Origin of the sequence: Clostridium sp. AF23-6LB (genome assembly GCF_003461085.1) — a bacterium.
GTDB lineage: Bacteria > Bacillota > Clostridia > Lachnospirales > Lachnospiraceae > Coprococcus > Coprococcus ammoniilyticus.
In genome coordinates, this window is record NZ_QTWK01000003.1 from 513,243 (window position 1) to 536,125 (window position 22,883).

Genomic DNA, 22,883 nt, shown 5'->3' on the forward strand with positions numbered 1-22,883 from the left:
TTCTAATTTATATACTCTAACATATTTATATCGCCAGACTGTATTGCCTGAATATTCTTTTTAATTCGTTCTTCTTTCCAGTCCCACCATCTGATTTCTTTAAATTTCTGAATTGTTTCTTCATCAAATCGTTTACGGATTGGTTTTGCCGGTACTCCTCCAACTATCGTATATGACGGCACATCTTTTGTTACTACTGCACGAGTGCCTATAATTGCGCCATCACCGATTGTTACACCAGACAAAATAACTGCTTCATATCCAATCCACACATCATTTCCAATTTTTAGTTTATCCTTATTAACAGGATAATGATACAAAACATTATTTTTTTCAAAATCAATCGGATCATGTACAAAATCGTTGTACATTGTATAATCCCCTACCTCTATATCAGGGGTATTTATTGCATTTTTCAGATAAACGATCTGTTTATCGAATGTTCTTGGGAAAATATTATCTTTCATTTTCGGCCTCCTGTTGTCGAAAATATCTGTATAATTCTCGAAATCTCCATAACTGCAACCTTCAGCATCACGCCACCGGACATTTTAGTTTGATGTATTTTTCTGCATTTCCTGTAGAAAATGATCCATGTGATCTTCCAGAAGCCTTATCACCCGACTCTTGTCATCTACTCCATCATATATGCTGTAAAGCAAAAAAATAGGTCCATAAAAATCAAGTGCTGTCTGCCTGGCTTTTCTTGCATCCCCCAGCATATTCGAGAACAAAGCTTCTATATAAGTTAATGGTCCACCTGCAAGATAATTCTGATATAACTGTGCCATCTGCGGCTCCCTGTACTGTTCCAATGTCAGCATCTTACGGAAACAGGATGAGAATTCTTCTTCTGTCCAGTGAAGAAACTGCACCTTTGTAAACTGCTTAATTTTATTATATGCTGTTTCTTTGTACTCAGCTGTAACCTTTTCCAGATCGCCCTCCGGCATTTCATACCGCTTTACTCTCTCCATATCCAGTTCATTCATTTTGTCAATAATACTGTCCAATATCTCCTGCTTGCTTTTATAATGCTTATACAATGCAGCCTTGGTTACTCCAAGGTTTGAAGCAATATCATTCATGGATGTTCCCATATATCCACTCTGTGCAAATAATTTTAAAGCTTCTTCCAGTATTTTGTCCTTTGTATTCTTTTCTTTAATCTCCACACTTGTCTCCTAAATCGGCCTCATCAATCGGTTACCTTTTGGCCACCTTATTATAGTTACCTATCGGTTACTTGTCAACAGCTATTATTTGAAAATAGAAAAGAACATCGTTAACTGCCTATCAAACTCTTCCACTTCCTGCTCGTCAACCAGATAGCCCTCCGGCAATCCGTGATAACGGATACCATACTCGCTTGCCTGTCTGAAACCACTCTTACCATAAAAATCAATATTTTCCTTCATGATATTATATTTTACAAAATCATCCAATGACACCGTCTCATACTTTTCAGGCATTCTCTCTTTATCATCCTCCGGCATATCATGATCTGATGCCTGCTCACTTTCCTGTTGCTTCATCTGCTCCACAATACAGTTAAAAATATCTTTTTTGCTCTTATAACGACGGTATAATCTCCCTTTGTCATACCAAGTTCTCCTGCTATCTGGCTGACTGAGACAGCCTCGTAACCATCCCTGGCGAAAAGATTAAGTGCCGCAATTAATATTTCTTCTTTCCTATTACTCATACTAATAACCTCCGGGCAAAAAATAAACGACCGTTTACACTTTTATTTTAGTAAACGTTCGTTTATTTGCCAAGGCTTCATTTTTTAACATTTAAGCAAAACCTGAAATGTTCTCATATCGGCTTTTACACAAAACAAATAAACTATAGCCGAACGGTATATTTGTTTGCATAATATACCATTCGGCTATGCCTATCATAAATAAATTTACTTACTAACAGAAACATCCATAATACAATCTGTCTGATCATAATCTATAGAAACACTATATCCATCATCCCGCTCCGCATCATAAGAATCCTCATCTTTATCTGCGTCCTTTGTATATCCCCTTTTCTTGCATAAATCCATATATTCCTCAAATTGTGACTCTGATACTCCATACACATCAAAGCATAGATAATCATCCAGATCTAATGTTACTTTTATAACTTCTGCTTCCGGCTTATCAATCTCTGTTCCAATCTCTTTTTCTGTCCATTGTACGGTCTCTTCACTATCAGATTCCAAGGAGTATTTCTGTGATTTGAAATCATAATATTCTGTATATAATCTACCATTACTTACGAATTCTATTGTTGCAATATCCGGCTGCATAAGTTCCAGATGTGCTTTATCCTTTAAATAATAAATTCCAGAAAAATAGTGACATGGTACGTTAGATACTTCATCTCCTTCTTTCACCAATCTTTCTACACTTGTATTCATTCCAATTGTTTCTTCTTTTATTTTAATCATATCGTCATCACTCAAATTAAATTTCCTCTCTATGTCCGAATAAAACTTTTGTTTTTCTTCTTCCGTTATTTCCTCTTTTTCAGTATAGTCCAGGCCGAAATAAACAATGTCCAACTTTGAATTATTTACATAATTCATCACAATATGTCTGTCTCCATCTATTATTCCTTCTCCTACATTCCAATCAATATCCTCAATTTTTACAGTTTCAGAGTCTGTTTTTTTATTATCTTTTTGCTCTTGATCTGTTCCTACACTGTGACAACCTGCTAGCAACATGATTGCCCCAATAAATGTTGTGATTATAATTTTCTTTTTACTTCTCATTTGTCTTCCCTCCATTTTCAGATTTTCCATTAATGCTATTAATATAAACTCTCGCCTGTTGAATAAGTTCCGTCATTTTTTCTGTTTCACATTCAAGCATTCTCACATGTACTTCCATCGCATCTTTTCTTACATTATCAGGTGCATCTATAATTTCTTTTACCTCCTCCAGTTTAAACCCAAGCTGTTGTAAGAAACGAATCATTTGTGCTCTCTGAAACGCCTGCTCATCATATAGCAAATGACCATATTTATTTTTTGCCGAAGGCTTCAATAAACCAGCCTGCTCATAACATTGAATACTTCTTCTTGAAACATTCAATCGTTCACACATTGTTCTTAAAGTCATTAGTTCCATATACATCCTCCTTCAGCCTAAATCTGCACGTTACGTGCTGTCAAAGGCTTTTATGATTTTTTATTTCATAAAAGAGAATGTTTTTTTCGCGAACCATTTCCCATGCTACAAATTATTCGGTTATGTCCCTCTTTGTATCTTCAATTAATTCATTCAGTTTTTTCATAGCACTCTCAGGTTTATTTCTAACCAGAAGATTTCTCAGTTCCTCTAAATCTCTTAACAATTTTCTGTTAAATGCTGTAAATATAATTGTATTATCTTCCGATTCTCTATACATATCATTTATCTCCTATTCAAATTCTAATTTTACTTTTCCGTTTGTTATGATCTTTCTGATGCTATTTCCAGATTAAATCTGCACGTTACGTGCTGTCAAAAAATTTTTCTCTTATAAAAGAAATTGTATTTTTCGCGAATATGAGAAGCTCTGAAAGATATTCATGAATTTGAAATCTGTCAGGCATGGGACAAAATGCCACATCTGGTTGAATTTACAAAGAACTCGAAGATCGTCATAAGTTTCCAAATTCAAGTAATCCATCTTCTGTCACTATTCCAGAAGAATCATTTGCTAATATTCTTGTATTGACTTTAGAAGATGCATCGTGATATGTTCGTTGTTTCTCCTTGCTGACGTACTTGCCCTCGGACAGATCTGTGTATCTTACATGCTTGAGCTTGTCTGTCTCTGTGCTGTTCTTCTCGTCAATCTTCGCCTGTACCTGCTTATACAGGTCATCTCCTAGCAGTTCCTTTAATTCCATTGTTCCATCCTTTCTGGCTTTAATCGTAGCCACACATGGCAGTTATCACTCTTGCCGGAGTTATTCTTTGTCGGTCACAGTTTTACTGCCTTGAGCCGATTTTGGGCATAAAAAAAGACCATGGTAAAAACACGGTCTGAATTATCTGCTATTCCGTTTCTACTCCACTATTACCCAGTCTTCAGCAAGACAATCGTTTATACTCGGCACCCACATGGAGTGTGAACCATCAACACATCTGATCTGCAGATATGGGTTACACTTGAATAAGTCACCCTCGCTGATTCCCCAGGCTTCTGCGGTCTGCTTGTTACATGGTATGCCATCAGGATATCCCTTCTGGAATACAACAAACATTCCTTTGCCATTCCAACCCTTTCTTGCAACTCTGAAGCCCTTCTTGAGCATTTCAAGAGCAATTCCAAACGTCATGTTGTCACATGGTCTGTATGCTTCGTTAAACTGCTTCTCCGGCGACCAGCTCTCATATCCATCTGAATATCTTACGAGATAGCCTTCATCTGCTGGATTTTCTTCCGCTGGAATCTGCCATCCTCTGTAATTGTTATAGTCGCCTCTTGTCATCGGTCTTGCCTCAATCTGTTTTGTTCCAATGTACTTCTGCATTCTTTCATCCTCCTATTTTTTGCATAAAAAAAACACCATACATCTCTGTACAGTGCTCGTAATCCATCTAGCATTATTTTCTATTCTTCTCCTATGTGTCTTTTGCCGGGTTTATATAGTTCTTCTATAACTCCATTGGCTATATCTCCGCCTACGTATCCTGGACCATACAACTTGTCTAAATGAGATAAAAATTCTGCATCACGAGGCAAAGTACCAAACTTTTCTCTTTGTTTATCATATTCTTCATACGATGTAATATTTAAAAATTCTTCTTTTAAATTCATTTTAAAGACTCCTCTACTAACCCGATTTCATATGTACTAAGGATTGTTTTATCTTTTTGATACACTCTGAAAAGCTCTGAGGTGGATTCCAATAAAAATTCAGTTTTTATACTTCCATCCGGATTAACAGCATCAGATATGCGGCTAACATATAACCTGCCTTGATATTCGCTAATAAATTTATCGCCATGCAAAATATATATTGCAAATTTTTGCCCTGCATCATTTTCGTATATTTCCGTAGTAATATTTTTATCGCTTAATCCCTCAGTTAAATATTTCTTATACTTTTCCACAACTTTAGGATCCAGCATACGTTCTTCTATCAGATGTCCAAATTCATGGTCTATATCCTCTTTCTCAGCGCCTTTGGCAACGTTAATAATGCCTTTTTTCACATCACAACTACTGCCGTTCTGCCCCATATTAAAGGTTACATCAGCCATTGCTTTCTGAACTTTATCCGGTAACTGTGAATATGCGTCAACAACAGCTTTTTCATCTCTAATAATGCCAGCATCAGACTTTGATGCCTTGAACATTATATCTCTTATATTATCACCGTTTTGGGTATTTGCAACATCTTTTTCATGCTCAATCTCAAACGACACCTTAAAGTACTTTGTCTGGTACTCTTCAAAATCCTTTGTCTTATCCAACCCGAAGTATTCCGCTCGCTTTCTCAGAGTCTGAAGCTCTTCATCATCCAGCGCCCATCTGGCACGCTGCAAGAGACAACACCAGCAGTTGCAGTCTTCCGCCGGATCTCCAAACATCCCCGGAGCATCTACTTGTACACCACCAGCTTCAAAAGGTTCATCTATTTCACGAATCTGTCCGTCAAGCAGTCTATGCAGATCTCTTGTATTGCCATCAAAAGTGGAAAGCCTCAGATCATCCATGTTCCATTCACGCCGAAGGAAATAGATCTACTCTGGAAGAACATAAACTATGGTGTTGTTGATATGATTCTAATTGGTATATACAGCGGATGGCGGCCACAAGAACTGTCTATCTTGAAAATAGCTGATATTGATCTGGAAAATAATACCATGTTCGGCGGTCTTAAGACTGATGCAGGGCGCAACAGGTGCGTTCCTATTCATTCAAAAATAAGAGATCTGATCATAAAACGAGTAGATCAGGCTAAAGAATTGGAATCCGATTATTTATTCAATGATCCAGATAGTCAGTCTGGTATGCGCATGACATACGACAAATACAGAAGCCGTTGGAATAAGGTCATGGGAAAATAAAAACTCTCCCACCGTCCTCACGATACAAGACATACATTTATTACATTGGCAAAAAATGCTGGCATGGATGAATACATCATAAAGCTGATAGTTGGTCATTCTATCGAGGATGTGACTGAGAAAGTGTACACCCACAGAACTTTAGATCAATTAAAAGAAGAAATAGAACTGATACAATAATAGCAAAAACCCCGGGAGCATATAATCTCCCGGGGCAATTATTTGTGTTCTACGACTGTGTTCTACCTGTGTCTTATTTGTGTCTTACGCACTAATTTTGGCACATTCTAGCAGAACCAGGAACCGCATAAATACTAGCTTTTTTAGAACTTACCAGCCTTTGCAGCTTCCTCGACAGAATCAATGCACCTAGTAAATTCAAGATAAGTCAAGCATGTGTGGCTTTCGGTGTGGCTTTTCGTTCAATAGCTACAGCAAGGCTAAACAATTTTCCTTCTATAATAAATGTGATACTATCCAGTCTACAATGATGAATTTTTCCCACTATAGCATCTAATATGACCAAATGCAAGCAAGTCACTTATACAACAATTTCATTATGCTAATTTACTTAGCTTCTCTATCTTTTCCTCAATTTCCTCTTGTAACTCTTTGTTATTAACAGAATTTCTGAATGCCTTCCTACACCACTCCAAACTTCTATTAATATCTTTTTCTTTTTCATAAATCTCTGCTATTCTTGCTATAATATTTGATATAATTGTCTCCACATCTGTTAAACTAACGTTAGCATCTTTTATGGTTGCATCCAAATCCATAGTAGCTCTGGCATCCAGACCAACCATTGCTGCCACCAGCATTCCATCTTTTAATATAAATTTGTCTTTATACTCTGATAAAGAAATTCGTTTCAAAAATCGTTCCATCATATAATTCCGCATCAAAATTTGCGCATCAGCAGATTTTTTCTTTGACAGATTCCGAATCAGATCTTTTAATTGCCTTGCTGTTGTTATCATCTAAAGTAGCACCTCCAAATATGGTCTTAAGACCGAATGGAAGTCTGGAACTGCCAAGTACATTAGGAATTGTTTGCAGGAAGATTGCACAGAAGCTGGATGGATTTGAAGGCTTTCACTTTCACCAGTTGCGTCACACCTACACAAGTAACCTTCTGGCAAACGGAGCAGCACCAAAGGATGTGCAGGAACTGTTAGGGCACTCAGATGTCAGTACCACAATGAATGTCTATGCTCACTCCACAAGAAAAGCCAAGCGGTAATCCGCAATGGTTGCTTTAATTATTCACCCTATCATACACCTTAATCATTTTCCCTGATCGTTCACCTTAATTGTTCACCTTTTTGTCCGAATGGAATAATTGGGGTTGTTCGGAGTAGTCCATTTGATAAAATCAATTTACTTTCCAATAACCTTTTCTCGAAGATCCAACTCTTTCAATATATCCTTTATCCTTCAGTTTTTTCAATCTCGCTGCTATTGTTTTTCTGCTTACCTCAAAATGTTCTGCGAATTGAGTAACCGTATAATCAGGATGCAGTTTTAAATAATTCAGCAGTTTGTTCACCTCATCATTCACCCCATCATTCACCTGTTGGCATGTTTGATCACCTGTTTTTGTATTAGTATCTCTTTTACGATACATATTAACTCTGAAATCACCATCAAAATCAATCAGCTCCGGCTTAGGTAATCCATACTCCTCACAGGCTGCGAATAACCTCGGTATTCCGGTTCCCCATTTTTCAATAATTTTCATGTACGCAAAGGCTCTTGCGATTGCAGGATTTCTCGGTCTTGAGTAACCTTCTATCATTTTTTCGATCGTAACATTATTCAGCAGCATGCCCGGCGAAGTAATCTCTAGCCTGTCATCATACAATGCCACTTGTATATTCCCCGGCTCAAGATAACTACGATGAGCTACTGCATTTGCAATCAACTCTCTTATGCTGTCTGTAGGAAGTTCATATACATCTTGTCTGTACATTCCCTTTATTGTCATTCCCATGTTAATTTTTTCAAGAACATACTGGTATGCAGCATCCATTTGTTCCTGAATGGAACCCTCAAACTCTCTCCGGTCAACAAAATGCGCCCGATTGGTTCCCTTGAACACACCGCACTGAATAACCGGCTGCCCCACCATCCGTCCGGTCAAAAGTGCATATGCATTGGTCGGATATACCTTTCCGCATTCCTCCTTCAGAACGCCCCATGAAATCAGTATATTTCTGGTGACATCCTTAATCTTCGCTTTTTCACTATCCTGCCATGTATTTCGCATAGCTGTCTCCTTCAAGCTCTTGCAAAGCTCCTCAATCTCACTGTCTGATATATCCATATTCTGACATATTTCACTGTCAAAATAACGGTTCTTCCCCTCCAGCATCAACTCTCTTAACATGTAATCCTCAACATGCCTAGTCGTACCTGCAACACGCACATAAGTACCATCAAACACGCCTTGTGATTTTATATAGTATGGACGCTCTGCCCCCGGAAATATCTCTATCACAATCACTGTCTTATCCTTAATTGTCTGCATCGCCACATCCGGCCTGATTACAGGTTCGCAAGAATCTGAAATAGCATTGGTAATGTCATCCATTGTCTTATAGATACTATCTTCATCCATTCCCACAACTTCTAAGGTCTTGTCCTCTATTCCGAAAACAATTTTTCCTCCCCTACCATTGGCAAAAGCTACAACAGTTTTCATATATTTTTCGCTTTTATCCGGTACTGCAACCTTATATTCAATATTTTTTGATTCGCCGGAAAACAGTGTCTCCTCTGCCATATTACTACCTCCAATATCAAAAATCTCGTTTCATCTCATTATTCATTTGCCAATACCTTATACATCTCCAGAATCCCAAATATTATTATAACATTTCATAGATATATGTGCCAGAAATGCCATGCATATTCTAATCTCCTTCGTATTTATTATTGAAGTTGTAATATACTTTCTCATTTGGAAGCACTGCCTTAATCGGATAAACTGACATCCCAAAAGAATCTGTAAAAATAACATCTTCTCCAATATGTTTTTCAAGAAACTCATCAGAAAAATCAGCTATTAAACCAATGCTAATAGCTCCATTCCTTGTAAAATTCAATCCTTCAATTTGTATACTCTTTTCAATCAAAGAACAATCTGAAGTGTGAAAAAAATTCAACAGCATTTTTTTAATATCTCGTTCGATTTGAATCTGATTATCAAGATAATATCTGATTGCTTTTTCTTGTTCAAATGAAATTACAGCATCTTTTTGATTTGAGTATATACACAGATACAAGTCAAAAGTTTTATCCCATAATGTAATGATAAAACTCTTCTTTGTGTACCAATCTGTTTTTTTAATCAAAGTTCCTAATACAGGATGCTCAATTATAGTTGGTTTATTTTTTTCTTTGTCTTTCCAAAAAAACATAATCTCTCCTTTAATGTGCCCAAGCGTAGAATTGATTACCAAGATTCCATACAATGTCTGGAACAATCCTAGTAAATCCTTCTATAGCAAGGCGTTTTTCTGTTTGAGCAAATGTACCTGAATTTATCGTATTAATTATATTTGCCGCATGGCTTACACCGCCATTATGTCCAAATACGCGTCTACTATGAAGAACTTCATCCATAATCGTAACGGTGATTTTTTGCTTTCTTGGTCTGTTCCTGCTAGGTTTCAACCTTAGCAGCAACTGTAGCTATATCAATTTTGGGCTTTAGCGTTCCAAGTGCTTCACTAAGCCCTTTTGAAGATTGTGTCACAAATTCATTTTAACCATTTTGAAAGGATTTTATAATCTTCTTCAAAACTAACCCTGTCTCAATTATAGCAAGACAGGATTAATCACTCAATTACTTTTTCCAAAAAGTTCCTTGGCTTTCTGCATTTCAATCTTCTCATGCAAGTTGGTGTTATACGACTTCACCTACCCTCACAAATTTACGTTGAATTAATTCTTCCTTTTCTCCCTGTGTACGAATCGAATGATCGAAAGGATCCACCACAAAAGTTTCCGTAATCCTAACTCTATAAGGATTGTTTCTCTTTCCTGACATTTTGGTGATACCCCCTGTGCCGTTCTTTCTTCGATAACTCATATGAATTACCTCCTATTCATAATTAATATTATTTCGCATAAAAAATTTGCGATATCCAATACAATCTGCCTTGCTGTTTATCTGATTTCTAACATTTTTTACATGTCTCACCAAAACAACTCAGACATTTATTCATTTCAGACACTGCAAATAAATTTTGCGATATTAAGAATTCATCAACTGAGTAATCACCTTATACTGAACATAACAACACAGGAACTACCCCCCCAACTCACACAGTCTACAGGGTTTGTGACTTGTGTGACTTGTTGCTTGTGACTTGCTTGCGACTTTTACGTGTCTTATGGACATAAAAATAGGGCTATCCAGACCGAATTACCTAGTCTGAATAGCCCGAAAAGTCTAGCTTTTAAGCCTTTTATTTAGAATTTACCAGCCTTTGCTGCTTCCTCTACAGAAACAGCTACAGCAACTGTCATACCAACCATAGGGTTGTTACCAGCACCGATCAGACCCATCATTTCTACGTGAGCAGGTACGGATGATGAACCAGCGAACTGAGCGTCACTGTGCATACGTCCAAGTGTATCTGTCATACCGTAGGAAGCAGGACCTGCTGCCATGTTATCTGGGTGAAGTGTACGACCTGTACCACCACCTGAAGCAACTGAGAAGTACTTCTTTCCTAACTCGTTACATTCCTTCTTGTAAGTACCAGCTACCGGATGCTGGAAACGAGTTGGGTTTGTTGAGTTACCAGTGATAGATACATCAACACCCTCTTTGTGCATGATAGCAACACCTTCTGGTACAGAGTTCGCACCATAGCAGTTAACCTTTGCACGAAGTCCTTCTGAGTAAGACTTTCTGAATACTTCTTTAACTGTGTTTGTATATGGATCATACTCAGTCTCAACAAATGTGAAACCGTTAATTCTTGAAATAATCTGAGCAGCGTCCTTACCAAGACCGTTTAAGATAACACGAAGTGGCTCTTTACGAACTTTGTTAGCTTTCTCTGCGATACCGATCGCACCTTCTGCTGCTGCGAATGACTCATGTCCTGCTAAGAAACAGAAGCACTTTGTCTCTTCTTCCAGTAACATCTTACCAAGGTTACCATGTCCAAGACCAACCTTACGTGTATCAGCAACTGAACCTGGGATACAGAATGACTGAAGGCCTTCACCGATTGCTGCTGCAGCTTCTGAAGCCTTTCTGCAGTTCTTCTTGATTGCGATTGCTGCACCTACTGTGTATGCCCAGCATGCATTCTCAAAACAAATAGGCTGAATGCTCTTTACCTGATTGTATACGTCTAAACCAGCATCCTTTGTGATCTTCTCTGCCTCTTCGATTGAGGAGATACCGTAGCTGTTTAATACTTCATTGATCTGTTTGATTCTTCTTTCATATGATTCAAATAATGCCATTATATCGTTACCTCCTTCTATTATTTCTCAATCTCTTTGTCTGTACGTGGGTCGATGAGTTTAACTGCATCTGCAACACGTCCATACTGTCCACATGACTTCTCATAAGCTGTGTTAGGGTCATCACCCTTCTTAATGAAATCAGTCATCTTACCAAGGTTAACGAATTTATATCCAATGATCATACCCTCTTCATCAAGAGCGATAGCATTTACATATCCTTCAGCCATCTCAAGGTATCTAGGACCCTTCTTTAATGTACCGTACATAGTACCAACCTGTGAACGAAGTCCCTTACCAAGATCTTCAAGACCAGCACCGATAGCAAGTCCATCCTCTGAGAATGCACTCTGTGAACGACCATATACGATCTGTAAGAATAACTCTCTCATAGCTGTGTTAATAGCATCACAAACAAGGTCTGTGTTAAGAGCTTCCATAACTGTAAGTCCCGGAAGGATCTCTGCTGCCATAGCTGCTGAATGAGTCATACCTGAACATCCAACTGTCTCAACTAATGCTTCCTGAATAATTCCTTCCTTAACATTTAATGTCAGCTTGCAGGCACCCTGCTGTGGTGCACACCAGCCAATACCATGTGTAAAGCCTGAAATATCCTTTACTTCTTTTGCCTGTACCCATTTTGCTTCTTCTGGAATTGGAGCACATCCATGATGTACGCCCTGTCCAACTGGGCACATGTTTTCAACTTCCTGTGAATAAATCATTGTGAATCTCCTTTCGAAATATGAAAATCTGCTTAAAGCGGTTATGAATATCTATTCTTTTTTCGTAACCATCAGACATATTTTCTCATAAACCGTCAATTAAGTCTATACCAATTAATAAAAAATATCAATAAGTTTGTCTAAAAATTTGCCATGTTTTTAGATTCATATTATAATTATTTTGGTTTGCTTTTATCTTTTTAGATTTCGGTAAACCAATCCTACATTGTATAAAGAAAAGAGGAATATATATGCGTTTTATAGATCTACATGTCCATACAACTGCTTCGGATGGTTCTTTTACTCCATCTGAAGTGTGCCAGATGGCTCTTGATAAGGGACTTGCCGCTCTGGCGATCACCGACCACGATACGGTTGATGGAGTCCCGGAAGCAATCCGGTTCATGGAAAATCATCAGCCGGCCCCGGATACACAGGATTCTCTCCCTATGGAATTGATTCCCGGTATCGAACTTTCGTGCAACTATGGTTCACGCGAGATCCATATTCTGGGCTTCTATATGGACTATACCAATCCCGGACTTCTTGCTGAATTGAACGCTTTAAAAGATGCACGTTTTAATCGAAATGTGGAAATGTGCAAGCTGTTTCAGCGTGACGGCATCGATATGACCATCGAAAAACTTCAAGAGGGAAATCCGGATACAGTCATTACCCGTGCACATTTTGCAAGAGTTCTGATTGAGGACGGCATTGTCAAGAACAAGGATCAGGCGTTTAAAAAATACCTTGGCGAAAAATGCAGATACTATCTTCCGAAACCGGAGGTCACATGTGAACGTGCTCTCTCGATCATCAACCAATATGGCAAATGTGCAGTTCTAGCACATCCATTACTCTATAAGCTTGGTTATAACCAGATTGAGGAATTACTGGACTATCTGAAACCACTTGGGTTAAAGGGCTTAGAAGCTTATCATTCTTCTAATAATTCCTATGAGAGCGGAAAGCTCCGGGCGATTGCAGACAGACATGACTTGTTTGTCTCCGGCGGTACGGATTTCCACGGTGTGATCAAACCGGACATCTCTCTCGGAACCGGTCGCGGCGGTATGCGGATCACCACAGGAATTCTGGACAATATTAAAGCGCATCTTTTTTGAAGAACAGAAAAAAATCTCCATATTCAGATTTTCTACTGAACATGGAGATTTTTCTGTTCTGACATCTTCTTATTTAAAAAGATATTCTTTATTTCTTTTCCTTATCTTCTTCCACTACTGCTGCATTCTTCTTTTCAAGCTCAGCAACTGCATTCTTATGCATTGGAATACGACAGTTCTTGTTATTACCAAACTCAACAATGATAGTTGTGTCATCTACAATATCAAGGATTGTGCCATAGAAACCACTGGTTGTCATAATATTGTCACCCGGTTCCATCTGGTTATGCATTTCTTCTGTCTTAGCCTTCTGCTTCTTCTGTGGACGGATCATCATGAAGTAGATAATTGCAGCAAAGATCAGGATATATACAACGATAAACATTGTGCTGCTACCTGTATTTGCTGGTGTACTACCGCTTAAAACCATTCCTAATGTGTTCATAATATTCTCCTTCTAAACTTCATTTGATGTTAAACTCTCTATCATAGACTTTTTATACGATGCATATGAGCCTTCTTCGATAGCCTGTCTAATCTCTTTCATCATATTATTATAAAAATACAAATTATGCAAGACGCAAAATCTCATACCAAGCATTTCATTTGCCTTTAACAGATGTCTGATATAACCTCTGCTGTAATGCTGACATGCCGGACATCCGCAACCTTCTTCAATCGGTCTGTCATCTGTCTCATATTTTGCATTCTTCAGATTCAGTTTTCCATGTTTTGTGTATACATGTGCATGTCGTCCGTTTCTGGATGGATATACACAGTCAAAGAAATCCACACCACGGTCAACTGCTTCGAGTATATTGATCGGCGTTCCGACACCCATCAGATAAACCGGCTTATTCTCAGGAAGATATGGCACGGTTACATCCAGAATATGATACATTTCCTCCGCTGTCTCTCCAACAGCCAATCCACCAATAGCATACCCCGGCAGATCCAGCTCTGCAATTCTTTTTGCATGGTCAATACGAATATCCTCATATACTGCGCCCTGATTGATTCCGAATAGCATCTGTTCCTTATTGATCGTATCCGGCAGGCTGTTTAAACGTGTCATCTCTGCCTTACAGCGCTCCAGCCAACGATAGGTTCTGGCAACCGAATTCTCCACATAAGAACGTTCCGCCTTTGCAGGTGCACACTCGTCAAACGCCATTGCGATCGTAGATGCAAGATTAGACTGGATCTGCATACTTTCCTCCGGTCCCATGAATATCTTGCGTCCATCTACATGCGAGTTAAATGTAACGCCTTCTTCTTTAATCTTTCGAAGTCCTGCAAGCGAGAACACCTGAAATCCGCCAGAATCCGTAAGAATTGGACGATCCCAATACATAAACTTATGTAAACCGCCCATTTTCTTCACAACCTCATCACCCGGTCTTACATGTAAATGATAGGTGTTTGATAATTCAATCTGACAGCCGATTTCTTTCAGATCTGTCGTAGCAACTGCGCCTTTGATCGCAGCAGCAGTTCCCACATTCATAAATACAGGAGTTTCCACTGTACCATGAACAGTCGTAAAGGTAGCTCTTTTTGCTCTGCCATCTTTACAAATAATTTTATACATAATTACTCATTCTCCTTTAATATTCTTTCTCTATAATGCCCCAGTCTGAACGGAAATGCAACAGTTTCTTCTTATTAATTTTGTTTCTATCCACAATACGATTGAAAACTGTAACATTTGTACCAAATATAATGACTATTTTTTATTTACTCACTCTATTTTTAGTCATATTTACTTGTTTTTTATCAATTTTCATCGTCCTTTACCGAACCTTTACCGAAAAATATTGACTTTTTGTGCAATCTTCCTATAATGATAAACGGAAAAAAAATATTATAAATAAGAAGAGATACTACCATTATGATTTTCAGGTATCTCTCAAGAAGGAGGAAACATGTTAGCATCCATCTTAGCAGTAACCATCTTCCTGGCTATGTTTGTGCTGATCGTTCTTGATAAGATCGAACATTATCTTATAACGCTGGGCTGTGGATTACTCACCATCATCTTTGTCCTTGGTATCTGTCTGCACAGTGGACAGGCTATCATGGAAGTGTTAAACGTTAAAAGCATTTTTACAACCAGCTTCTGGCATACAGTTGGACAAGCATCTGAAGATTCCAGCGGTATCAGCTGGGCGACCATTATTTTTATTGCCGGTATGATGGTCATGGTTGAAGGTATGAAACGTGCAGGTTTCTTTACATGGCTCTGCATGCTGATTGCAAAGCTTGTACGATACAGAATTGTTCCAATTCTGATCACCTTTATGATCCTGTCAGCATTTCTTTCCATGTTCATTGCAAGTATCACGGTTATTCTGTTCCTTGCAGCTGTAACAGTAGAACTCTCACAATTATTAAAATTCAATCCGGTTCCAATGATCTTGGCAGAAGTCTTCTGCTCCAACCTCGGTGGAACTGCTACCGTCTGTGGTGATCCACCAAACATCATCATCGGTACCTCACTTGGATTTTCATTCTTTGATTTTCTGACAAATACCGGTGTGTTTGTTCTTATTTCACTGGTTATTATGATTGTCTATTTTTATCTTGCTTTTCGTAAGGAATTAAAGCAAAATGAAGGTGGGGTTGATACCTCAACAATACCAAGTCCTTCAGAAGCAATTACAGACAAATCCGGATTTATCTTCAGCTGTGTTATTTTCCTGCTTTCTGTTGTTCTGCTTCTTACACAGACACAGACAGGGCTGACAGTTGCTGCGATTGGTGTTATAATAGCTATAATCACACTGATCTGTTCCGGCAGACATGTACTGGAACTTTTAAAGAAGATTGATTACAAGACACTCTTATTCTTTATTGGTTTATTTGTTGTCGTTGGTGGTTTGGAGCAGACCGGTATTCTGGAAGTCATTGCAAAATTCATCAAAAACGTCAGCGGTGGAAATATGTATATCATGGTTGCTATTATCATCTGGCTCTCAGCTATCTGCAGTGCCTTTATCGATAATGTTCCATTTGCTGCTACTATGGTTCCTGTTATCAAAGAACTTGCAGCAGGTAATGGTGGGGTTCTTGCCGTCCTTGCCTATTCATTAGCCATTGGTACAGATATTGGTGGAAATGCAACACCTATCGGTGCTTCCGCAAATGTTGTTGGTACTTCAGTAGCTGCTAAAGCAGGTCATCCGGTCGGATGGGGCGAATATTGTAAGAAGATGGCTCCTGCTACTATTCTTGTTATGATCATTTGTACACTCGGTGTATTTATTCGATATAACAGCGTCTTCTAAGAAACTTACATATTTTTAGGGAGGTTATAAAATATGGACAAACAGGTTATTATCACGATCGGTCGTGAATATGGAAGTGGCGGACATGTAATTGCTCAGGACATTGCAAAACGTTTTAATGTCCCATATTACAATCGTAATCTAATTGAAGAAGTTGCAAAACAGAATAATTTTGATACAGATAATATTAAAGACTATGATGAGTCACCTAGAAAATATCTGTTCTCTCGTACCGTTCAGGGATACAGCAATTCTCCGGAAGAGATTCTTGCCGGTCTTCAGTTCGATTTTATAAAAGAAAAGGCAGCATCCGGAGAATCCTTTGTAATTGTTGGCAGATGTGCCGACTATGTATTAAAGGATATGGATTGTGTAGCTTCATTCTTTATTGTCGCTGATGCCGAAGCGAAGTTACAGCGTACTATGGAAACCAAGCAGTTATCCCAACGTGATGCTGAAGCTACGATCAAACGTCATGACCGTAACAGAAAAACATATTACAAGGATCACACTGATATGGAATGGGGCAACAGTAAGAACTATGATATGACGATCAATTCAACCGTCCTGGGCTTCAAAAAGACCGCCGATATCATTGAAGATTTTGTAAAAACAAAATTTGATCTGTAATTCATAATTTACTGACAGAAACAAAGCCGGGTATGAAATGTCATATCCGGCTTTCTGCTTTATTCATATCTCTCGTCAATTACACGTTTTGTCTTCTTCTCACTTCTTGGAAGCACCCCAATCTCTACAACCTTAACAAGTGGGGTAAATCCAATCCGACTCTTTACTCTCTCTGCAATACGCTTAGATAACTCTACGAAATCTACGCTTCCATCCGTCTCTACATAGATTCTCATTGTGTCTTTTCCATCCAGATGGGAGATACGAATCTGATATTCACTTGATAATTCAGGGAATTCCTTCAATACTTCTTCAATCTGGCTTGGGAATACATTTACACCCTTAATTTTCATCATATCATCCGTTCTTCCCATAATCACACCTAACCTTGGATGCTTGCATCCACATGGGCAATCTCCCGGAATAATTCTTGAAAGATCATGTGTACGATAACGAATCAGAGGTGCACCCTCTTTTACAAGCGTTGTTATAACAATCTCACCCATTTCGCCATCCGGAACCGGCTCTAAGGTTACAGGATCAAGAATCTCGATATAGACATAATCATCCCAGTAATGCATACCGTTGTCATATTTACAGCTGATTCCGATACCCGGTCCATAAATCTCTGTCAAACCATAGATGTCATATAATTCAATTCCCAGTTCCTCTGAGATACGTTTTCTCATCTTTTCGCCCCAGCGTTCAGAACCGATCACACCCTTCTTCAGGCAAATCTTATCTTTGATACCACGTTTCTCGATCTCCTCTGCAAGAAGAAGTGCATAGGAAGACGTCGAACAAAGGACAGTAGATTTCATGTCCTGCATCATCTGAAGCTGTTTATCCGTATTTCCTGGTCCCATAGGTATGACCATAGCACCTAACTTCTCTGCTCCGTTCTGGAAGCCGATTCCTGCCGTCCAGAGTCCATATCCCGGTGTGATCTGAATACGATCCATATTCGTGATACCTGCAAGCTCATAACAACGCTTGAACATAATCGCCCAGTCATCTACATCCTTTGCTGTGTATGGAATAATAACCGGAAGTCCTGTTGTTCCTGATGATGAATGGATACGAACGATCTCACTTTCCGGCGCTGTCATTAAACCAAGTGGATATGCATCTCTCAGGTCTTTTTTTTCTGAAAATGGAAGCTTCTTAAAATCCTCCGGTGTCGAAATTCTTGTAATTCCTGCTTCCTCCAGCTTCTTTCCATAAAAACTTTCAGCCTTAATCAATGCTTCGATCTGTTTATTGACCTGACTGATCTGTAACTCTGAAATCTCCATTATTTATCCTCCAAACTTTCTATTTTATAAAATATTTTTATTGTATATAATCAAGTGCTCTGAAATTCAGCTCATGTAATTTTTCCGGCAATCTTTTTATCAAAGCCTGTTTGATATCTTCTTTTTCAAGTCCAAGCATACCGGTCGAGATTGCGGCTCCAAGCATCAGGACATTTAACACCTTTGCAGACCCAAGAGTTTCACATGCCTGATCTGTATCGATCACCAGAACCTGATCTACCTGTGTCTTCAAATAATCAATCATAGATGCTCCGTTATAACCGGTCTTCGCCAGCGATGCTGTAACCGGCATAACCGCACGATTGCTGACGACTACTGCTCCGTTTTTTTTCAGATAAGGAAGCATCCGCACCGTTTCTCCCGGTTCAAATCCCAGGATCATATCTGCTGTTCCTTTTGCTATCATTGGTGAATACAGATTTTCACCCATTCTTACATGGCTGAATACGCTTCCTCCGCGCTGTGCCATACCGATCGTTTCCGCACTCATAACCGGGATTCCTTTCTCCATAGCTGCGGCTGCGATCAGCTTGGATGCAAGCACTGTTCCCTGTCCACCGACACCACACAGAATAATATTCTTATTCATTATGCCTGCCCCCTTTCTTCTTGTCCGTCCCCGATTGCATGTACCGGGCAGAGTTGGCTGCACAAAGTACATCCTGTACAGAGACTTTCATCGATACAAACCTTGCCTTCAAATGTGTAAAGTGCCGGACAACCGATCTCTCTGATACATTTCTGGCAACCTATACATGCATCTGTATCTATATGCATACATCTGGACGACTTCGTAATGGCTATACATGGAGATTTGAAAATAATTGCCTTCACACCCGGTTCTGCTGCAACACGCGCAACTGTCTGTACCGCTGCTTCATGCTCAAATGGATTGATCGTCTCTACTGTCTTAAGACCAATTCCCTTTAAGATACCAACAATATCAATCTTATTTACAATATCTCCCATCATCGTATGTCCGGTTCCAGGATGTGGCTGGTGTCCTGTCATAGCCGTCGTGGAATTATCAAGAACGATCAATGTCATATCTGCCTGATTATAAACCGCATTTACGACGCCGGGAATTGCTGACGCGAAGAATGTAGAATCTCCAACAAATGCAAAACATGTCGTATCCGGTTCTGTATGATAAACACCCTGCGCAATTCCAAGCCCTGCGCCCATACACAGACAAGTGTCAACCATATCAAGCGGCATGGCATTTCCAAGTGTATAACATCCGATATCTCCGCAAAAGATTGTCTTCTTTCCCTTCATAGCGCATTTTACATCATAAAAGGAAGCACGATGAGGACAACCTGCACATAATACAGGTGGACGTACTGGAAGCTCCGGCATCTCTGCCAACTCTTCCGACTGATTGTTCTTTTCACCTGCGGTAAGCGCCTTGTACCGGTCTACTGCAATACCCTGATCCAATAAGAACTGTGTGATACTGTCCTTTACACTGTCAATCGTGTTCTCACCTGAGGCTGCTACATGACCGGTCAGCTTACCATAGATCTTTACCGGGAGATGATATTTGCCCGCTATATAGGTAAGCGCACGTTCGATCACCGGATCTAATTCTTCCACACATAAAACCGCATCTAACTGTTCCAGATATTCAACTGCTTTTCGTTCCGGGAACGGAAACGGGGTCGCTACTTTAAATATCGCTATTTTTTCTGCATCGTCTCCCAGGGCTTCCATTGTATATGTATAATTGATTCCACCGGTTGCAATACCAAATCTTGTCTCTGTCTTCCTGCTCACAACATTTCTGTCATATTCAGAAAAGGCATCCCCCAGCTCGACATTTCGCTTTTCAATATTCCGATGTGCCTGAAAGGACAGCTTCGGGAAAATAACCCACCGTTTGGAATCTTTCACAAATCCCTCCGATTCATTCTTTTTGTATTCTGCTGCATCCTTTACTTCAATCGTTGCATATCCATGACACACTCTTGTTGTCGGTCTTAAGAATACAGGTGTTTTATATTTTTCCGAGTACTCAAAAGCCTCCTGTACCATTTCATAAGCTTCCTGTGCCGATGTAGGATCAAAGCATGGAACCTTTGAAAATGCTGCAAATGTCCGCGTATCCTGTTCTGTCTGTGATGAGATTGGCCCCGGATCGTCGGCAACCAGAATCACCATACCGCCTTTTACTCCCACATACTCCAGACTCATCAACGGATCAGATGCCACATTTAATCCGACCTGCTTCATTGTTACCATAACTCTCGCGCCTGAATAAGCAGCACCGGCTGCTACCTCCATGGCAACCTTCTCGTTAACCGACCATTCTACATAACAGTCATTTGTTCTGTTCTTTGCAACCGTCTCAAGTACCTCTGTCGATGGCGTTCCCGGATATCCGGAAATCAAATTTACCCCGGCAGCAATTGCCCCAAGCGCAATTGCTTCATTTCCCATTCGAAATTCCTTATGCATCTTTCTAACTCCTGTAATAATCTTGTGAATGATTTTTATTATAAATCTTTAAAATGAAATTCTTTCTTTCCTGTTGCATAATCATCTACAATCTGTCCACATCCAAACAGTTTGTATTTATAAGTAACAAGCCCTTCCAGACCAACCGGACCTCTTGCGTGGATCTTTCCTGTACTGATTCCAACCTCTGCACCAAAACCATAACGGAAACCATCCGCAAACCTAGTTGAACAATTCTGATAAACTCCGGCAGAATCTACCATCTGCATAAATAATTCTGCAGTTTCCGCATTTTCGGTAATGATACTGTCTGTATGATGGGAACCGTATTTATTGATATGTGCGATCGCATCATTTACCGTATCTACAATCTTAACAGAAACAATCAGATCCAGATATTCTTTGAACTCCTGTTCACCGATTGTCTCTCCGCCAATCAGATCTGTTACTTCCTTTGTTCCACGAAGCGTAATTCCATTTTCCTTTAATGCTTTTGCAAGAACCGGAAGAAATTTTCCAGCTATATCTCTATGGATCAACAAAGTTTCCACTGCATTACATGCTGCTGTATACTGGGTCTTTGCATCGATAATAATCGGAATCGCTTTATTTGGATCATAATCTCTATCTACATAAATATGACAGATTCCATCTGCATGTCCCATAACAGGAATCTTTGTATGATTCATAATATACTGAACGAAACTGTTCGATCCTCTCGGTATCAGAAGGTCAACCGTCTCGTGACACGACAGAAGTTCATCAATCTCACTGTGCTGCTCTGCCTGAAGCATACAATCTGCCGGCAACCCTGCATCTATTATACTATCATGTATAATCTGAAACAGGATACGATTGGTATATGTTGTCTCCCTACCACCCTTTAGTATCGCACAATTTCCACTCTTAATACAAAGAGATGATATCTGAACAAGTGCATCCGGTCTTGCTTCAAAAATAACTCCGATAACACCAATCGGACAGGTGACACGATTCAGAACTAATCCCTCATCCAACTGGCGTTTTAATGTCACCTTTCCTAATGGATCAGGCAGAGCAACTAACTGCTCAATTCCTTTTATAACATCTCTTAGTTTTCCCTCATCAAACTTCAAGCGTTTCATTACTGCCTGTGCAATATGATCTTCTTCTGCCGCTGCCAGATCTCGTTTATTCTCTTCAAAAATCTTTGCCGCATTTGCCCTTAAATTCTCTGCAACCAGTAGAAGTGCTTTATTTCTCTGTTCTACCGAAGAAGCTGCCAGATAAGGTGCTGCCGCTTTCATTTTTATTGTTTCTTCTTTTATTCCCATACCTTTTTCAATAGCTGCCTGCTATTATATTTCCTTTCTATTACAATACATCTGTAATTATTGTTCTTGTTTATCTGATATAATATATCAGATATATACCCTTTTTCGCACTGTTTATGTATGATTCACCATATCTATTTTATAGATTTATGTATGTAATTGCAATAAAAATACATAATCTTTTACCATTATATTAGTTTTTAAATACCATAACAGCCTTCAATATCCGGCTATCTAAGAATAACATGCCGTTGCTTTTTAATTTTTATATTTTACAATCTTTTATGAGGTACAGAATGATTATTTCATATTTCAAATTAATATTTATACACAAAAAAAGAAAGCGTTTTTTGACGCTTTCTTTTTTTAAACTATTTCATGTACCTTCAGAATTTCATACAGAAAGTCTTGCGACTTCACTCTCTCCAATCTCTTCCGCTTATCTTTCGAACCTCTCAGGATAAGTCTTCGAC

Annotated in this window: 27 protein-coding genes and 1 pseudogene; 5 read left to right on the forward strand and 23 right to left on the reverse strand. The window is 39.1% G+C overall.

Features of this window, described 5'->3' with window-relative positions; translation table 11 throughout:
* Positions 1-2: 2 nt before the first annotated feature.
* From DWY07_RS09415 to DWY07_RS09455, 11 genes are all read right to left on the reverse strand, one after another.
* Positions 3-467 carry a CatB-related O-acetyltransferase gene (locus DWY07_RS09415; protein ID WP_117822828.1) on the reverse strand — a complete coding sequence of 155 codons (465 nt, stop codon included), beginning with the start codon at positions 465-467 and terminating at the stop codon, positions 3-5.
* Positions 468-551: 84 nt separating this feature from the next.
* On the reverse strand, positions 552-1,175 hold the full coding sequence (locus tag DWY07_RS09420) for a TetR/AcrR family transcriptional regulator (RefSeq protein WP_117822830.1): 624 nt from the start codon (positions 1,173-1,175) through the stop codon (positions 552-554).
* Positions 1,176-1,259: 84 nt separating this feature from the next.
* A complete protein-coding gene (locus DWY07_RS13420; RefSeq protein WP_226801111.1) occupies positions 1,260-1,535 on the reverse strand; it encodes a hypothetical protein in 276 nt (91 codons plus the stop codon).
* On the reverse strand, positions 1,532-1,705 hold the full coding sequence (locus DWY07_RS13425) for a helix-turn-helix domain-containing protein (RefSeq protein WP_242997332.1): 174 nt from the start codon (positions 1,703-1,705) through the stop codon (positions 1,532-1,534). Before DWY07_RS13425 ends, DWY07_RS13420 begins: the two co-directional genes overlap by 4 nt.
* A gap of 207 nt (positions 1,706-1,912) precedes the next feature.
* Positions 1,913-2,770, reverse strand: a complete 858-nt coding sequence (locus DWY07_RS09430; protein WP_117822832.1) for a DUF6591 domain-containing protein — start codon at positions 2,768-2,770, stop codon at positions 1,913-1,915.
* Complete coding sequence (locus tag DWY07_RS09435; protein ID WP_161117288.1) at positions 2,760-3,128, reverse strand: MerR family transcriptional regulator; 369 nt, start codon at positions 3,126-3,128, stop codon at positions 2,760-2,762. Before DWY07_RS09435 ends, DWY07_RS09430 begins: the two co-directional genes overlap by 11 nt.
* A 112-nt stretch (positions 3,129-3,240) precedes the next feature.
* Entirely contained in the window at positions 3,241-3,408 is a 168-nt protein-coding gene (locus tag DWY07_RS13215; protein ID WP_173784089.1) for a hypothetical protein, read from the reverse strand.
* 235 nt (positions 3,409-3,643) lie between these two features.
* Complete coding sequence (locus DWY07_RS09440) at positions 3,644-3,928, reverse strand: hypothetical protein (RefSeq protein ID WP_147340247.1); 285 nt, start codon at positions 3,926-3,928, stop codon at positions 3,644-3,646.
* A gap of 126 nt (positions 3,929-4,054) precedes the next feature.
* Positions 4,055-4,522: a DUF2829 domain-containing protein gene (locus DWY07_RS13430; RefSeq protein ID WP_226801109.1), complete on the reverse strand. Its 468-nt coding sequence runs from the start codon at positions 4,520-4,522 to the stop codon at positions 4,055-4,057.
* A gap of 80 nt (positions 4,523-4,602) precedes the next feature.
* Positions 4,603-4,809, reverse strand: a complete 207-nt coding sequence (locus DWY07_RS09450; RefSeq protein WP_117822836.1) for a hypothetical protein — start codon at positions 4,807-4,809, stop codon at positions 4,603-4,605.
* Positions 4,806-5,711, reverse strand: a complete 906-nt coding sequence (locus DWY07_RS09455) for a hypothetical protein (RefSeq protein WP_173784088.1) — start codon at positions 5,709-5,711, stop codon at positions 4,806-4,808. Before DWY07_RS09455 ends, DWY07_RS09450 begins: the two co-directional genes overlap by 4 nt.
* Before the next feature lie 63 nt (positions 5,712-5,774).
* Between DWY07_RS09455 and DWY07_RS13220 the strand changes: the two genes are divergently transcribed.
* Entirely contained in the window at positions 5,775-6,065 is a 291-nt protein-coding gene (locus tag DWY07_RS13220; protein WP_173784087.1) for a tyrosine-type recombinase/integrase, read from the forward strand.
* Between the two features lie 557 nt (positions 6,066-6,622).
* Here the strand turns inward: DWY07_RS13220 and DWY07_RS09465 are convergent.
* Entirely contained in the window at positions 6,623-7,045 is a 423-nt protein-coding gene (locus tag DWY07_RS09465; protein ID WP_021943448.1) for a nucleotidyl transferase AbiEii/AbiGii toxin family protein, read from the reverse strand.
* 26 nt (positions 7,046-7,071) lie between these two features.
* On the opposite strand from DWY07_RS09465, the pseudogene DWY07_RS09470 reads away from it, so the two are divergent.
* Positions 7,072-7,308 (forward strand): annotated as a pseudogene (locus DWY07_RS09470) (tyrosine-type recombinase/integrase); the annotation flags it as partial.
* 132 nt (positions 7,309-7,440) lie between these two features.
* On the opposite strand, the gene DWY07_RS09475 reads toward DWY07_RS09470, so the two are convergent.
* The 5 genes from DWY07_RS09475 to DWY07_RS09500 all read right to left on the reverse strand — a co-directional run bounded on the left by DWY07_RS09475 (position 7,441) and on the right by DWY07_RS09500 (position 12,283).
* Entirely contained in the window at positions 7,441-8,850 is a 1,410-nt protein-coding gene (locus tag DWY07_RS09475; RefSeq protein ID WP_021943450.1) for an ATP-binding protein, read from the reverse strand.
* 130 nt (positions 8,851-8,980) lie between these two features.
* A complete protein-coding gene (locus DWY07_RS09480) occupies positions 8,981-9,487 on the reverse strand; it encodes a hypothetical protein (RefSeq protein ID WP_021943451.1) in 507 nt (168 codons plus the stop codon).
* Between the two features lie 488 nt (positions 9,488-9,975).
* On the reverse strand, positions 9,976-10,161 hold the full coding sequence (locus tag DWY07_RS09490; RefSeq protein WP_117822842.1) for a hypothetical protein: 186 nt from the start codon (positions 10,159-10,161) through the stop codon (positions 9,976-9,978).
* Between the two features lie 383 nt (positions 10,162-10,544).
* Complete coding sequence (locus tag DWY07_RS09495; RefSeq protein WP_008401547.1) at positions 10,545-11,555, reverse strand: GGGtGRT protein; 1,011 nt, start codon at positions 11,553-11,555, stop codon at positions 10,545-10,547.
* A 20-nt stretch (positions 11,556-11,575) separates the two neighbouring features.
* Entirely contained in the window at positions 11,576-12,283 is a 708-nt protein-coding gene (locus DWY07_RS09500; RefSeq protein ID WP_008401546.1) for a nitrogen-fixing protein NifU, read from the reverse strand.
* Positions 12,284-12,534: 251 nt separating this feature from the next.
* On the opposite strand from DWY07_RS09500, the gene DWY07_RS09505 reads away from it, so the two are divergent.
* On the forward strand, positions 12,535-13,407 hold the full coding sequence (locus tag DWY07_RS09505) for a PHP domain-containing protein (protein WP_008401545.1): 873 nt from the start codon (positions 12,535-12,537) through the stop codon (positions 13,405-13,407).
* Between the two features lie 88 nt (positions 13,408-13,495).
* On the opposite strand, the gene yajC is transcribed toward DWY07_RS09505, so the two are convergent.
* On the reverse strand, positions 13,496-13,852 hold the full coding sequence (gene yajC, locus DWY07_RS09510; protein WP_008401544.1) for a preprotein translocase subunit YajC: 357 nt from the start codon (positions 13,850-13,852) through the stop codon (positions 13,496-13,498).
* Positions 13,853-13,864: 12 nt separating this feature from the next.
* Positions 13,865-14,998 carry a tRNA guanosine(34) transglycosylase Tgt gene (gene tgt, locus DWY07_RS09515; RefSeq protein WP_008401543.1) on the reverse strand — a complete coding sequence of 378 codons (1,134 nt, stop codon included), beginning with the start codon at positions 14,996-14,998 and terminating at the stop codon, positions 13,865-13,867.
* A 334-nt stretch (positions 14,999-15,332) separates the two neighbouring features.
* Between tgt and DWY07_RS09520 the strand changes: the two genes are divergently transcribed.
* Entirely contained in the window at positions 15,333-16,694 is a 1,362-nt protein-coding gene (locus DWY07_RS09520; RefSeq protein WP_117807737.1) for an SLC13 family permease, read from the forward strand.
* A 33-nt stretch (positions 16,695-16,727) separates the two neighbouring features.
* Complete coding sequence (locus DWY07_RS09525; RefSeq protein ID WP_117807739.1) at positions 16,728-17,324, forward strand: cytidylate kinase-like family protein; 597 nt, start codon at positions 16,728-16,730, stop codon at positions 17,322-17,324.
* Between the two features lie 59 nt (positions 17,325-17,383).
* Here the strand turns inward: DWY07_RS09525 and DWY07_RS09530 are convergent, their stop codons facing one another.
* The 4 genes from DWY07_RS09530 to proA are packed head-to-tail and all read right to left on the reverse strand — an operon-like array spanning position 17,384 to position 22,410.
* The gene (locus DWY07_RS09530; protein WP_117807740.1) at positions 17,384-18,619 is read right to left on the reverse strand and encodes a phenylacetate--CoA ligase; all 1,236 of its coding nucleotides are present in this window, start codon (positions 18,617-18,619) and stop codon (positions 17,384-17,386) included.
* A gap of 37 nt (positions 18,620-18,656) precedes the next feature.
* On the reverse strand, positions 18,657-19,229 hold the full coding sequence (locus DWY07_RS09535) for an indolepyruvate oxidoreductase subunit beta (RefSeq protein WP_117807742.1): 573 nt from the start codon (positions 19,227-19,229) through the stop codon (positions 18,657-18,659).
* The gene (gene iorA / locus DWY07_RS09540) at positions 19,229-21,097 is read right to left on the reverse strand and encodes an indolepyruvate ferredoxin oxidoreductase subunit alpha (protein WP_117807744.1); all 1,869 of its coding nucleotides are present in this window, start codon (positions 21,095-21,097) and stop codon (positions 19,229-19,231) included. The genes DWY07_RS09535 and iorA overlap by 1 nt, the downstream gene beginning before the upstream one ends.
* A 38-nt stretch (positions 21,098-21,135) precedes the next feature.
* On the reverse strand, positions 21,136-22,410 hold the full coding sequence (proA, locus tag DWY07_RS09545) for a glutamate-5-semialdehyde dehydrogenase (RefSeq protein ID WP_117822844.1): 1,275 nt from the start codon (positions 22,408-22,410) through the stop codon (positions 21,136-21,138).
* Positions 22,411-22,883 lie beyond the last annotated feature (473 nt).